Origin of the sequence: Aeromonas allosaccharophila, assembly GCF_016026615.1 — a bacterium.
In the GTDB taxonomy this organism is placed as follows: domain Bacteria; phylum Pseudomonadota; class Gammaproteobacteria; order Enterobacterales; family Aeromonadaceae; genus Aeromonas; species Aeromonas allosaccharophila.
In genome coordinates this window covers 90553-104910 of record NZ_CP065745.1, presented here as the reverse complement: position 1 = coordinate 104910, position 14358 = coordinate 90553, and the positions used below count along the sequence as shown (strand labels likewise).

The 14358-nt window shown below is 60.5% G+C and carries 10 protein-coding genes; 4 read left to right on the top strand and 6 right to left on the bottom strand.

The features are described 5' to 3' along the window. Nucleotides 1-38: 38 nt before the first annotated feature. Nucleotides 39-2204 carry a YccS family putative transporter gene (gene yccS / locus I6G90_RS00445; RefSeq protein WP_197929195.1) on the top strand — a complete coding sequence of 722 codons (2166 nt, stop codon included), beginning with the start codon at nt 39-41 and terminating at the stop codon, nt 2202-2204. Nucleotides 2205-2227: 23 nt separating this feature from the next. Beyond that, nucleotides 2228-2578 (top strand): TusE/DsrC/DsvC family sulfur relay protein, encoded by a 351-nt coding sequence (locus tag I6G90_RS00440; RefSeq protein WP_197929193.1) that lies wholly within the window; start codon nt 2228-2230, stop codon nt 2576-2578. A 111-nt stretch (nt 2579-2689) separates the two neighbouring features. Here I6G90_RS00440 and I6G90_RS00435 read toward each other — a convergent pair whose 3' ends face one another. Continuing rightward, nucleotides 2690-3604 (bottom strand): Gfo/Idh/MocA family protein, encoded by a 915-nt coding sequence (locus I6G90_RS00435; RefSeq protein WP_197929191.1) that lies wholly within the window; start codon nt 3602-3604, stop codon nt 2690-2692. 471 nt (nt 3605-4075) lie between these two features. On the opposite strand from I6G90_RS00435, the gene I6G90_RS00430 reads away from it, so the two are divergent. Together I6G90_RS00430 and I6G90_RS00425 are read left to right on the top strand one after the other, a co-directional pair. Then, nucleotides 4076-4720 carry a hypothetical protein gene (locus tag I6G90_RS00430; protein WP_197929189.1) on the top strand — a complete coding sequence of 215 codons (645 nt, stop codon included), beginning with the start codon at nt 4076-4078 and terminating at the stop codon, nt 4718-4720. A gap of 110 nt (nt 4721-4830) precedes the next feature. Continuing rightward, nucleotides 4831-5049: a DUF7661 family protein gene (locus tag I6G90_RS00425; protein ID WP_111805468.1), complete on the top strand. Its 219-nt coding sequence runs from the start codon at nt 4831-4833 to the stop codon at nt 5047-5049. A gap of 429 nt (nt 5050-5478) precedes the next feature. Here I6G90_RS00425 and I6G90_RS00420 read toward each other — a convergent pair whose 3' ends face one another. From I6G90_RS00420 to I6G90_RS00400, 5 genes are all read right to left on the bottom strand, one after another. After that, nucleotides 5479-6429 (bottom strand): transposase, encoded by a 951-nt coding sequence (locus tag I6G90_RS00420; RefSeq protein ID WP_197929187.1) that lies wholly within the window; start codon nt 6427-6429, stop codon nt 5479-5481. 24 nt (nt 6430-6453) lie between these two features. Then, a complete protein-coding gene (locus tag I6G90_RS00415; RefSeq protein WP_232254387.1) occupies nt 6454-7284 on the bottom strand; it encodes a transposase in 831 nt (276 codons plus the stop codon). A 192-nt stretch (nt 7285-7476) separates the two neighbouring features. Beyond that, on the bottom strand, nt 7477-9828 hold the full coding sequence (locus I6G90_RS00410; RefSeq protein WP_197929185.1) for a YgiQ family radical SAM protein: 2352 nt from the start codon (nt 9826-9828) through the stop codon (nt 7477-7479). A 186-nt stretch (nt 9829-10014) separates the two neighbouring features. After that, nucleotides 10015-13131, bottom strand: a complete 3117-nt coding sequence (locus I6G90_RS00405; RefSeq protein ID WP_197929183.1) for an efflux RND transporter permease subunit — start codon at nt 13129-13131, stop codon at nt 10015-10017. Beyond that, complete coding sequence (locus tag I6G90_RS00400; RefSeq protein WP_197929181.1) at nt 13131-14180, bottom strand: efflux RND transporter periplasmic adaptor subunit; 1050 nt, start codon at nt 14178-14180, stop codon at nt 13131-13133. The genes I6G90_RS00405 and I6G90_RS00400 overlap by 1 nt, the downstream gene beginning before the upstream one ends. Between the last annotated feature and the right edge of the window lie 178 nt (nt 14181-14358).

Sequence of the window (14358 nt, the reverse complement as noted above, 5' to 3'; positions counted from 1 at the left end):
TCACATCGATTTTGCTTCGCTCAAGGGTGGTGCCTAGCATGCCCATGGACTTCTCCGGTTTGTTACGCCGACTGCTGACCGATAGTCACATCTATTTCGCCCTCAAGGTGCTGCTGGCCATTCTCGGTCTGCTCGCCTTCACCCTGGCCACCGGCAATATCCAGCTCACCGTGCTGCTCTCCCTCGGGGTAGTGGCGGGCGCCATCGCCGAAACCGACGACAGTCTGTGGGGACGCCTCAAAAACCTCGCCATGACGCTGATTTGCTTCATGTTCGCGTCGCTGTGCGTACAGTATCTCTACCCCACCCCCTGGCTGTTTGCCATCGGGCTGGCCAGCTCCACCTTTATCTTCGTGATGGTGGGGGCGCTCGGCGCCCGCTATGCCACCATCAGCTTCGGCTCGCTGCTGATCGCCATCTACACCATGCTGGGTGCCGCCAAGGCGCCGGATCTCTTCTATCAACCGCTGGCGCTCGGCGCTGGCGCCCTCTGGTACGGACTGGTCTCGTTTATCTGGCTCTGGCTGCTGCCCTACAAAACCCTGCACGAGCAACTGGCCCAGAGCTACTTCGCCCTTGGCCGCTACCTGCTGGAAAAATCCCGTTTCTTCCCGGCGGACGAGCACGGCGCCCAGGCCATTCGCCACAATCTGGCCCAGCTCAACATCAATCTGGTGAGTGCGCTGACCCTCACCAAGTCGGCCCTCAATGCCCGTCTGAGCCACCGCCATCCGGCCAGCCCCGAACTTGCCAGCCTGCTGCGCCTCTATCTGCTGGCGCTGGAAATTCACGAGCGCGCCACCTCCAGCCACTACCCCTACAGCCGACTGGAAGCGGAGCTCAAACAGGGCATCGTACTGGAAGGATTTCAGGAGCTGTTCCTGCAACTCTCCGAGGCGTGCCAGAGCTTGGGCTACGCCATTCTGGTGCACAAGCCCTACAGCCATAACAAGCGCATTCACTGGACACTTCAGGCCCTTGGCGATCAGCTGGAGTTTACCAATCTCAAGCAGCACTACCCGAAAACCCTGCTGACGCCGATGAAGTTCCTGCGCCGCAATCTGGCCAGCATCAACCAGCTGCTGGGCAGCGCCGAAGTGCTGCAAAACCCCGAGCAGCCGCAGCAAGAGCTGCCCGCGCTGGCCAAGCCGCCCCGCCTGCCACTGCTGACCCAGCTGAAACAGCACCTCACCTTGCACTCCATGGTGTTTCGCCATGCGCTGCGCCTCTCCCTTGGGCTGGTGATTGGCTACGGCATATTGCAAGCCTTTGATATGGATAAGGGCTACTGGATTTTGCTCACCGTGCTGTTTGTCTGCCAGCCCAGCTACAGCGCCACCCGTCGTCGACTGGTGCAGCGGATGCTAGGCACCTTCGCCGGTATTCTGGTGGGCATTCCGGTGCTCTGGCTGTTCCCCGAGCTGCACATCCAGCTGGTGGTGATGGGGCTGGCCGCCTTCCTCTTCTTCACCCAGGTGCGCAACAACTACAGCGCCGCAGTCTGCTTTATCACCCTCTACGTGCTGATGGCGTTCAACCTGCTCGATGGCATCGGCTTTGCCATTCTGGGGCCGCGGCTGCTCGATACCCTGCTCGGCTGCCTGATCTCCTACGGGCTGGTAGCCTGGCTCTGGCCGGACTGGCAGTACAAGCGGCTGCCGACCCTGATCGCCAACTCGCTCTCGGCCAACGCCCGCTACCTCTCGGCGGTGCTGGCGAGCCTCACCCAACAGCGGGACGAGTCCATCGACTATCGGGTAGCGCGCAAGAGCGCCCATCTGGCTGACAGCGAGCTGGCCACCGCCTGGCAGAGCATGCTGGTGGAGCCGCAAAAGCGCCGCCGCTTCCTCGATCTCTGCTTTACCCTCACCTGGCGCAACCACGCCCTGCTCTCCTACATCTCGGCGCTGGGGGCCCATCGCGACAAGCTGGAGGCCGTCAACGGGCTGGATGAGATGCGCCACCATATCTGCCACACCCTGGAGCAGGCGGCCGGTCATCTGGCGGGCACCCCCTCCAGCTCCATCGGCAGCAAGAACCTGCTGCTCACCACGGATGGCGATAATGAGTGCAGCGAGGAGCAGCTGATGCTGACCCAGCAGCTCAACCTCATCAGCGAGCTGGCGGATCAGTTGCTGCATCTGGCCAACGAGAGCCGGTTGCTCACCGGGGATCAAGGCGCTACCATGCCCGCCCAATCCTGATAGCCCCATTAGCGAGGAGCCCCATGTCTGCGTCCGAACAACATCAGCTGGAATTCAACGGCCAACTCATAAAGACCGATGCCAAGGGCTACCTGCTCAACAGCAGCGACTGGAGCGAGGAGCTGGCGCTGGTGCTGGCTGCGCAGGAGGGGATCGAGCTGGAGGAGTCGCACTGGGAAGTGGTGCGCTTTGTGCGCGCTTTCTATCTGGAGTTCAACACCTCCCCCGCCATCCGCGCGCTGGTCAAGGCGATGGAGAAGCAGTACGGCCCCGAGAAGGGCAACAGCCGCTACCTCTACAAGCTGTTCCCGGAAGGGCCCGCCAAACAGGCGACCAAGATTGGTGGCCTGCCCAAACCGGTGAAGTGCATCTGATCCCATGCATCTCATCCCATAACAACGGGGGCCGCAACTGCGGCCCCCGTTGTGTTTGGTGCGCTACCTTCGCGCACCTCCCATTCATATATCTCAGGCTTCCAGCCAGCCTTATCCCCGCTTGTAAGCCAGCGCCACCAGCTGCTCCGCCAGCCGGTGACCGTGCAGGTAGGAGGTAATCAGCTCGCTATCAGCTTTGCCGATTTCAATCTGCTGATACCAGTGCTCCAGCATGGCGGCAAAGCCGCGCTGGGCCAGCACCGGCTGCCAGTCGTTGGGGGCAAGCGCCTGCGCTGTTTTGTCGCGGGCGATGATGCCGCGGGTGCAGTTCTCAAGGTGCAGGGAGAGGTTGTCGCCATAGGCATCGATGCGCTCCTCGGTGATCCCGGCGCTGCGGTTCATGCTGCCGCTGATGGCGCGATTGCCGCTCTGCCAGCTGACGCTCACCCCGGCCAGCAGGCTGTTGTCTTTCGTATCCGGTCGCAATACCGCATGGAAGTCCCCCTGCGGCAAGCCGCCATAGAAGCAGAGGCTGTCTAGCACATGGATAAAGTCGTCGAACAGAAAATCCCGCGCCTTGCCCGGCAGGGTGAAGCGGTGTTTCTGCCAGTTGAGCTCGGTGAGCGGCTGGGCACGGGCGGCATCCATGGCGGGCAGATAACGGCGGTTAAAGCCGGTAAAGAGGGCGCAATTCTGCGCCACGGCGAGATTGGCCAGCGCCTCGGCCTCGGCCAGATTGTCACACAGCGGCTTGTCGACAAAGGTGGGGATACCGGCACGCAGGCACTGCTCGGCAATCTGGCTATGCACCGCAGTGGCGGCATGGATCATCACGGCGTCGGGGCGGCTGGCCAGCATGGCCGCCACATCGGTAAAGCACTCGGCGACCCGATACTGGCGGGCGAGCTTCTCCAGCACCGATGGACTGCGGGTGCAGAGCAGCGGGGTGACCCGCTCGTCGCTCGCCAGCAGCGGCAGATAGGCTTTCTGGGCAATATCCCCCAGACCAATCATGGCAATGCGCATCTCAACTCCTTTTTACTCGATAACGGGACAAGCGGATAACTGCCCGCACCATCGCAGGATTTTCCCCGCAGATCCAGCCTGCCGTTAGCGCACTGGCTGGTAACGGCTTGTCTCTGCAATCCAAAGGGCAGATATCCCGTAAAAGAGGTTTCCCCGAAAGCGCTCTGCTCTCGGGGCTTTTGGTATGGCGGGAACCAGAGTAGCGACAGATTGTGATTTCATTTCGAAGGCGGCCCACAGATTTATGCCATCTGGGTCACTGTCACAGCAGCTTCGTTTGGCTTACTATTGCCCTCTTAACCCTATTGCAAAGCATGGGGTTGTCTATTTCAAACTATTCGCCGGGCTTTATTGCTGCTGTCTAAAGCCATAGCCACAACCATATTTGGCAGCTGCCATTTATTGGCGGCGACCATGATTGCCTGTGCACTATCGGCGCTTATAAAACGCGTTATTTATGGATGTATAACGATGAAATCATCAATTGCAGTCAGAGCCCTGTCGCCCTATATATTCGTCATTTTGTCAGTTGGGCTGATATCCAGCGGATACCATGCGCTGCCGATTTATTGCGGCCTGGCCATTGTTGTCTATCCGGTGCTGGTTGCCATGCTGGCAAACGATTGGGAAAAACAGGGGCTGGTCTATCGCGAATCGACCCAGGTCGAGGTTGATGTCAATGTGCGCGGGATCCTTATCAAGGAGCAGAGGCGGCATCTGGAGAACCTCTATTTTGTCTCGCCGGAAGTGATGCAGACCAAACTCACCCGCCTCGCCCGCCTCAAACTGCTGCTCTGCGGCGCCATGTTTGCCGTGTCACTCTATGAATTTGCGCAGCAGGCCGAGGCACAATTTGCCCTGCCCGCCGTCAATCTGATGGATATCAATCTGTTGGATATATGCGGCCTGATGATCGGCCTTGGCGGCGTGCTGTTTCTCGGCCACTGTGCGAGAAAAAGCCTGTCCCTCTATGAAGCCTGTCGCCATAAAAACTATCTGGTGCAGTGTCATGATGAACCCAGCTCCCAGCTCTATAGCGCTGCCATTGCACTCAAGGCGGACAATCTGCAGGTGACCCATACCCGCATGTTTGATGCTCTGCTGGCGTGGTATTGAGCGAGGCGTCAGGGCGGGATCAGGCACCGGATGGCATGGGACGACAAGGCCGACGGGCACAACAGATCAATAAATCGGATCCGGCAAACAGAGTGAGAGGGAGGTTTGGCATGATGATATTCAGCGTCTTTGGCCGACTGGTCGGGGTGAAACGGGAGGGGGAGCAGTGGCTGCTATTTAACGTCAGCCTGCCCGAGCGCAAATACTCGCGCATCCGCGATGTGATTATTCCCGACTTTCTGACCGAAGATGAGATCCCGCGCTGGCTTGACGATATCTATCACGAAGCCGCCAGCGCCACCCATCCCGATGTGGTGCGTATCGAGTAAACCGCCTGCTTGCGGCCTTGTCAGTCATGTCGTAGCGCCGGATCGGAGGGCAGCCTTCAATTAGCAGCCTTCAATGATTCAATTAGGACACCCACCTTTTGGAGCAAGCCACTATAGGGCAGTTGCAGGCACCATAAGGGTATATGCATCCGAACTGATGCCGATTCAGCCTGTAAAAGTCGGCTGGTGGGAGAGATTTTCAGGTTTAGAAAGCAACAGCTCCTGAGCTCAAATTGGGACACCCACCTTTTGGAACAACCCACTATCGGGCCGCAGCAGGCACCATAAGGGTCTATGCATTCGAACTGATGCCTGCAAAAGTTGGCTAGTGAGAGAAATTTTCAGGTTTAGAAAGCAGCAGCCCCTGCACAGCCATTCACTGAACTGTGTGCAATACCCGGAGCTATCGGCAGGGTGGACGCGAAGCAATCAAAGCAGTGGTTGATGGCATCGCCGCTGGCCACAGTGGCGGGCAAACTGCTGGCATTGATCTCTGTCTCCCACAACTCGAATCCCTTGTCGCCTGAACAGCGCCACCTGTTTCAACCAGCGAACACCATCAAGTCCCAATCGTTCCAGAATGGGTCCAAGTTGGGCCGGAATATGACCCCGCTTGTCGGGCCGAATAGCACGGCCTGTCCAATCAACCAGCATCAGGTAGTCGGTGAAGGCATAGGGCAACTCTTCAGGCTCCCCCTGGCTGGCAAACGGCAGCAACAGTGGTGGCAAAACCTCAGGGGTAGCAGGCTCGTCAAGGCGCTGTTTGATACTGGTGTAGTCACTCTGCTCTGGCCGATCGGTCAACGCGGCTCGTATCGGATTGAGGTCAACATACGCCATACAGGCCAACAAGGCTGATTCGGTGAGCAACGCCTGACTCTTGAAGCGGCCCTCCCAGAAATGGCCCTTGCAACCATCTTCCTGATTGGCCTGACGGGCCAGATTTTCATTGAGTAGCCGAATAAACCAGCTGATGGAGTGAAGCCGCTCCCGCCATTGGGCCAACAATTGCAGCACAACAGCCAGTTCAGGCTCGATCAACATCTCCCCTTGATACCAACGCCTGACCAACAGCGGCAACTGGAAAAGCGCCGCCCAGCGCTCAACCACTTCCCGCTCACTCCAGTTGGCCGCGGTATCGGGCTCCACCTTGAGCACCAGATGATAGTGATTGCTCATCACCGCATAAGCACAAATGCCGATTGCAAACAGCCGCGACAGTTGCCCCAACTTGTCGACCACCCACTGACGCCGATGCTCGTAACTCTGGCCAGAATGGGCATCATCACCACACAGAAAGGCTCGCCGCACACAGCGACTGACCACGTGGTAGTAAGGCGTATCCTGCAAACTGATTTGACGTGAACGGGCAATGGTCATGGCGCATCCCTCAACGGTGACCTCTCAAGTCAAGACCAGCACTACGCCTCTGTCAAAAAGGTGGGTGTCCCAGAATCTATGACCCCGCTTGTCGGGCCGAATAGCACGGCCTGTCCAATCAACCAGCATCAGGTAATCGGTGAAGGTATAGGGTAATTCTTCAGGCTTCCCCTGGCTGGCAAACGGCAGTAAAAGTGGTGGCAAAACCTCAGTAGTAGCAGGCTCGTCAAGGCGCTGTTTGATACTGGTGTAGTCACTCTGCTCTGGCCGATCGGTCAACGCGGCTCGTATCGGATTGAGGTCAACATACGCCATACAGGCCAGCAAGGCTGATTCGGTGAGCAAAGCCTGACTCTTGAAGCGGCCCTCCCAGAAATGGCCCTTGCAACCATCTTCCTGGTTGGCCTGACGGGCCAGATTTTCATTGAGTAGCCGAATAAACCAACTGATGGAATGAAGCCGCTCCCGCCATTGGGCCAGCAATTGCTGCACGACAGCCAGTTCAGGCTCGATCAATATCTCCCCCTGATACCAGCGCCTGACCAACAGCGGCCACTGGAAAAGCGCCGCCCAGCGCTCAGCCACTTCTCGCTCACTCCAGTTGGCCGCAGCATCAGGCTCCACCTTGAGCACCAGATGATAGTGATTGCTCATCACCGCATAGGCACAAATGCCGATCGCAAACAGCCGCGATAGTTGCCCCAACTTGTCGACCACCCACTGACGCCGATGCTCGTAACTCTGGCCTGAATGGGCATCGTCACCACACAGAAAGGCTCGCCGCACACAGCGACTGACCACGTGGTAGTAAGGCGTATCCTGCAAACTGATTTGACGTGAACGGGCAATGGTCATGACGCATCCCTCAACGGTGACCTCTCAAGTCAAGACCAGCACTACACCTCTGTCAAAAAGGTGGGTGTCCCAGATTTCCTTGCTACACCTCTGTCAAAAAGGTGGGTGTCCCAGATTTCCTTGGTCAATTACGAAAGAAGGCGACCAACCGGTCGCCTTCTTTATTTCTATCGCTTTGCTAATCAGCAAATATCACCGAGCCGGTCGCTTGGCACCATTGCCTTTGGCCGCAGGCTTGCCGCCTTGAGTGGCGGGTTTGGCACCCGGCTTGGCGGAACCTGCGCGGGTCGGGGTTTTACCCTTATGGGCGAGTTTGCCAGCAGGTTTGCCTTTGCCTTCGCCATGTCCAGAACCCGGCGCGGCCGGTTTGCCATTACCAGCCCCTTTCTGCAACTGGGAACCCACCGGTTTGCCGCCCGTAGGCTTGTTGCCTGTGCCATTGCCTCGCTGATGGGCAATGTTACTGTGGCGAGTCAGGGCCGGTTTCAGCCCCTTGCCGCTGGCGGCGCGTTCGTTCCGGCCTTCCGCTGGCACCAGACAACCGGGGCCGTTGCCAATCAGGTGGCCCTTGCCCATGGCGAGCAGGGCTTCGCGGATCATCGGCCAGCCTGCGGGGTCGTGGTAGCGCAGCAGCGCCTTGTGCAGACGACGACGGCGCTCGCCCTTGGCGACAAACACATCGCCCCCCTCGCGGCTCACCTTGTTTAACGGGTTTTTCTCCGTGTAATACATGGTGGTGGCGTTGGCGAGCGGCGACGGGTAGAAGTTCTGCACCTGATCGAGCTTGAAGCGGTTCTCTTTGACCCAGAGCGCCAGATTGACCATGTCTTCATCCGTGGTGCCCGGGTGGGCAGAGATGAAGTAGGGGATCAGGTACTGCTGCTTGCCCGCCTCTTTGGAGTATTTGTCGAACAGCTCCTTGAACTGGTAGTAGCTGCCCATGCCCGGCTTCATCATCTTGGAGAGCGGCCCCTCCTCGGTGTGTTCCGGCGCGATCTTGAGGTAGCCGCCGACGTGGTACTTGGCCAGCTCCTTGATATAGCGGGGATCTTCCACCGCGATGTCGTAACGCACGCCGGAGGCGATGAGGATCTTCTTGATCCCCTTGAGGTCGCGCGCCTTGCGATAGAGGTTGATGGTCGGGCTGTGGTCGGTGTCCATGTGCGGGCAGATGGTGGGCCAGACACAGGAGGCTCGACGGCAGGTCTGCTCGGCTTTGGGGCTCTTGCAGCGCAGCTTGTACATGTTGGCGGTGGGGCCGCCGAGATCCGAGATGACACCGGTAAAGCCCGGCACCTTGTCGCGGATATCTTCAATTTCTTTCAAGATCGACTCTTCCGAGCGGCTCTGGATGATGCGCCCTTCGTGCTCGGTGATGGAGCAGAAGGAGCAGCCGCCAAAGCAGCCGCGCATGATGTTGACCGAGGTCTTGATCATCTCGAATGCCGGGATCTTCTCGTTGCCATAGGCCGGGTGCGGCACCCGCTGGTAGGGCAGGCCGAATACGCCGTCCATCTCCTCGGTTTCCAGCGGGAAGGCGGGCGGGTTGACCCAGACGATGCGATCGCCGTGGGCCTGCGACAGGGCGCGGGCACAGCCGGGGTTGGTCTCGTGGTGCAGAATGCGCGAGGCGTGGGCGTAGAGCACCTTGTCCTCTTTCACCCGCTCGAACGCCGGCAGCTTCACATAGGTTTTTTCCCACGGCTTGGGCTTGGGCGGCTGCACCAGCACCGGCTGGGCCTCTTGGGCGGCCGGGGCCGCTTCGGTGGCGTCATCCGAGCATGGAGCCCCTTCCATATAGGGATTCATGATGGGATCGATGCGGCCAATCTGGTCGAGCTTGCTCGAATCCACCCCTTTCCAACCCGGCAGCGGCTCCTTGCGGATGACTGCGGTGCCGCGAATATCCTGCATGGTCTCGATGCTCTCCCCCGCTGCGATGCGGTGGGCCACCTCGATCAGCGGCCGCTCGGCGTTGCCGTAGATGAGGATATCGGCCTTGGCATCGAGCAGGATGGAGCGGCGGATGGTCTCGGACCAGTAGTCGTAGTGGGCGATACGGCGCAGGGACGCCTCGATGCCGCCGATCAGCACCGGCACCTCTTTGAACGCCTCTTTGCAGCGCTGGGTATAGACCAGGGTGGCGCGGTCCGGCCGCTTGCCACCCACATCCCCCGGGGTGTAGGCGTCATCGTGGCGCAGCTTTTTATCAGAGGTGTAGCGGTTGATCATGGAGTCCATGTTGCCCGCGGTGACCCCGAAGAAGAGGTTCGGTTTGCCCAGACGCATAAAGTCATCCTTCGATGACCAGTCCGGCTGGGCGATGATGCCGACCCGAAAGCCCTGGGATTCGAGCATGCGGCCGATGACCGCCATGCCGAAGCTCGGGTGATCCACATAGGCATCTCCCGTCACCAGAATGACGTCGCAGCTGTCCCAACCCAGCTTGTCCATCTCTTTGCGGGACATGGGCAGGAAGGGCGCCGTGCCGTAGCACTCGGCCCAATAGCGGGGATAGGAGAAAAGGTTGGGTACCGGCTGCATTTTGAACACCTGGAAAAATTCGGGTCGCGCATTATACCGGTTGCGGCCAAGGGGAGCGATGGCTTTTTGTCCCTATAGATCCCACGGAATAGGCCGCCGCCAGCAATAGCAAGGGCGCCCGCAGGCGCCCTTGTGATGAGGGAGGCTGATAACTGGCCCCCGCTTGGGTTCAAGTCAGGATGCTGGTCAGAGCGCCGGAGGGTGCGACTCCCCTGCCCCCTTGGCGGCCAGCGCTTCGTCTACCTGTTGATCCCGCGCCCCTGTCATGCCAGCGTGACGCGCCAGCAGATGGTAGATGGCGGGCACCACCAGCAGGGTGACCAGGGTCGCCAGCGACAACCCGAAGAACACCACGGTCCCCACCGCCATCCGGCTCTCGTAGCCCGCCCCCATGGAGAGCATCAGCGGCACAGCGCCGATAATGGCAGTGAGCGAGGTCATCAGGATGGGGCGCAGACGGCGCACCGAGCCTGCGATGATCGCCTCCTCGAACCCTTCCCCGCGCTGACGCAGCTGGTTGATGAACTCGACGATAAGGATGCCGTTCTTGGTCACCATGCCGATCAGCATGATCATCCCGATCTGGCTGTAGATGCTCATCTCCTGCCCCGTCAGCCAGAGGCCGAGCAGGCCACCGAAGATGCCGAGCGGCACCGTCACCATCACCACCGCCGGGGTCAGGGTGCTCTCGAACTGGGCCACCAGCACCAGATAGACCACCAGCAGGGCGAGGCCGAACACCAGCACCATCTCCCCCTGATTGTCGCGGTAATCCTTGGAATCACCGGCGTAATCCACCGTCATGCCGGTGGGCAGGTTGGCGTTGGCCCAGCCATCAAGGAAATCGAGGGCTTCGCCGAGGGTATGGTCGGGGTGCACGTCGGCAGTCAGGGTGATCGCCTTTTGCCGCTGGTAGTGGTTGAGGCGGTTGGCAGTCGCCACCTGTTTGACGGTGGCCAGGGTCGAGAGACTGACCATCTCGCCGTTGGCCGCCTTCAGGTAGATGCGGCCGAGATCCGAGATACCGTTGAACTCGGTCTGGTTGCCACGCAGGTAGACATCATACTCCTCGCCCCTGTCCACATAGGTGGTCTTGCTCGCCCCGCCCAGCAGGGTCTGCAAGCTGTTGGCGACGGTGGAGACCGGAATGCCGAGCTGGCTGGCGCTGTCACGATTGATGGTCACCTGCAGCTCGGGGGTCTTCTCGGCGTAGTCGAGATCCGGGCTCAGCATCAGGCCGCTACCCTGCGCCGCCTGTTGCAACGCCAACCCCTGCTGGTAGAGCTCGGCATAGTCGTTACCCTGCAGCACGAACTGCACCGGCGCGGTGGAGCCACCCCGGAAGCCGGGCTGGAAGGTGCGGATCATCACATCGGGAATGCCGGAGAGCTTGGCACCCAGCGAGCGGGAGAACTCGGTGGCAGTGACGTCGCGATCGGCCCAGTCGGTGAGCTGGATGATCACCATACCGGTCTGATCGCCGCCACGGCCAAAGGCGGGAGTGCTGAAGCTCAGCGCCTGCACCACCCCTTTGCCCAGCATCGGCATAATGGCGGACTCCACCTGCTGCATGTTGCGCTTCATCCGCTCGATACTGGTCCCCTCTGCGCCCTTGACGAAGACATAGATGACGCCGCGATCCTCGGTCGGGGTGAGGCTGGTCGGCAGCTGGGTAAACAGGGCCCCGATACCGCCCAGACAGAGCAGCAGCACCAGCGGCGTCCAGCGGGAGCGACGCAGCACCCACGCCAGCAGGTGGCGATAGTGCCCCTCCAGCCAGCCCAGCCCGCGATCGAGCCCGGCGGTGAGTCGGTTCGGTTTATCGAGCGGGCGCATCAGCCAGGAGCCCATGGCCGGGGTCAGGGTCAGCGCCACCAGCGAGGAGCAGAGCACCGCAAGCGAGAGCAGGATGGCAAACTCGGTAAAGAGCCGCCCCACCATGCCATCCATAAAGGCGATGGGGACAAACACCATCACCAGCACGGCGGTGGTGGCGATCACCGCAAAGCCCACCTCGCGGGTGCCGTGCCAGGCGGCCAGCAGCGGCGGTTCGCCCCGCTGCAGATGGTGGTGGATGTTCTCCACCACCACGATGGCGTCATCCACCACCAGACCGATGGCGAGTATAAGGGCCAGCAAGGTGATGAGGTTGATGGAAAAGCCGAAATACCAGGCGCCGATAAAGGCAGAGATCAGCGACACCGGCACCGTAATGGCCGGAATAAGCGTGGTGCGCCCCTGCCCGAGGAACAGATAGAGCACAGCCACCACCAGCACGGCGCAGATGGCCAGGGTCTCGTACACCTCGTCGATGGCCTGCTTGATAAAGATGGTGGAGTCGTAATCCACCTCGAGCTTGGCCCCCTCCGGCAGGAAGCGCTGCATCTCGCCAAGTTTCTTCTCGATCCCTTGCGCCACCGCCAGCGGGTTGGCGGTGGACTGGGCGACGATGCCGATACCCAGACTCTCTTTGCCGTTGCGCTGATAGGCGCTGTCTTCGTTCTTGGCCCCCACCTCCACGTCGGCGATATCGGCCAGATAGACGCTCTGGCCGTTGGCGGCTGTGGTGACTTGCAGTTGCTGGAAATCTTCCGCGGTGTGGTAAAGCCGGGCGATCTGCACCGCCATGGTCATGGAGTTGTTGCGGATCTCGCCCCCCGGCAGCTCGATGTTCTCCCGCTTGAGGGCATCTTCCACATCGCTCACCGTGATGCCACGGGCCGCCATGTCGGCAGGGCGCAGCCGCACATACATCACCTGGGTCAGATCGCCGGAGAGCGCCACTTCGCTCACCCCGTCCACCAGACTCAGGGGGTCGACCAGCACGCGGTTGGCGTAGTCTGTCATGGCGGTGCGATCCATCTGGCTGCTGCTGAAGTTGAGCCAGATCGCCACATCGCCGTTGCCGCTGTCCTTGGTCACCAGCGGCTCGTCCACATCATCGGGCAGCCGTGGTCGGGCGCGAGAAAGAGCATCGCGCACATCGGAGATCCCCTCCACCATGTTCCAGCCGAGCTTGAACTCGACGGTGATCATCGAGCGCCCCTTGCGGGTCATGGAGTTGATGTTCTTGATGCCGCTGATGCCGGAGAGCTGATCCTCGATGGGCTTGGTGACCTGACTCTCCATCACCGAGGGGGCCGCCCCCTCATAGGTGGTGCTGATGGAAACCGACGGGATCTGCACATCGGGCATCTCCCGCACCGTCAATTTGCTGAACGCGACCAGACCAAACACGGTGAGCAGGGCGCTGAGCACCACCGCCACCAGCGGGCGGCGTACTGAGATATCGGAGAGCCACATCAGCCGTTCACCTCGGCCAGATCGCGCACCTGCACCCCATCACGCAGATTGACCAGCCCCTCGACCACGATGCGATCGCCGACCTTCAGCCCCTCGGTGACCCAGACGGTCTCCCCTTCGGTCTCGCCGAGCACCACAGGCACCCGCTTGACCCGACCATCGGCCTCGAGACGGTAAACAAAGCGCTGCTCACCGGCGTACTCCACCGACTGGGCGGGGATCAGGGTGAGCTGCTGGGCAGGCAGCGCCAGCTCTACATTGAGCAGCATGCCCGGGCGCAACTGGCCGTTGCCATTGGGGATCATCACCCGCGCCTTGATGTTCTGGGTATCGTTGGAGACGCGGCTGTCGAGGGTGGTGAGGGTGCCGTTAAATTGCTGATCCGGCCAGGCAGTACTGGTGGCGGTGACCGCCATGCCCGGGCGCAGCAGGGAGAGGTAACGCTCCGGCACCGCCAGATCGAGGCGCAGTTTGTCGAGTTCATCGAGATGCAGCAGGGTATCGCCGCTGTTGACCAGCGCCCCTTCGCTCAGATCAATCAGGCTCACGGTACCGGCAAAGGGTGCCTGCAAGGTACGCAGGGAGAGCTCGTAGCGGGCAGCATCGAGGCGCGCCTGCACCTGGGCCACGGTGGCCTCCTGCCCTTCCAGCTCGGATTGGGTCACGGCGCCACGGGCCACCAGCTTGCGCATATCACTCAGCTTGCGGTTCTCGTCGCGCAGACTGGCGCTCTGCTCGGCCAGCTCCGCCTGCTGCTTGCCCGCATCCAGCGCGATCAGGGTCTCCCCCTTCGTCACGCTCTGGCCCGACTGCACCGCAATCTTGACGATGCGGCCGGTCACTTCGGGGCTGATGATAACGGAGCGATTGGCCGCCAGCTTGCCCACCAGCTTGAGGGTCGGCTCGGCCAGACTCTGTTTGACGGTTTGAGTGCGGATATTGACCTGTCTGGTCGGTGCTTTGGCGGCGGGTTCGCTGTGACGCAGCGCCCAGACGCCGGCAACCACGATTAGAAGAAGGCCCAAGCCGAGCCAGATACGCATTTTCATCGAACAGTCCATGAAGAGTGAGAGGGTAAATCCAGATTGGGGCCATTTTAGCCCCAGACTATGCCGTGACTATGTATAAATGTGACAAAACGTAACAGGAAGGGGGCAAGATCACTCCATTTGGCACGGTTCGATTCTTTTCCCACCCTCTTCGCTTACACTCACGACACTCTCTTTT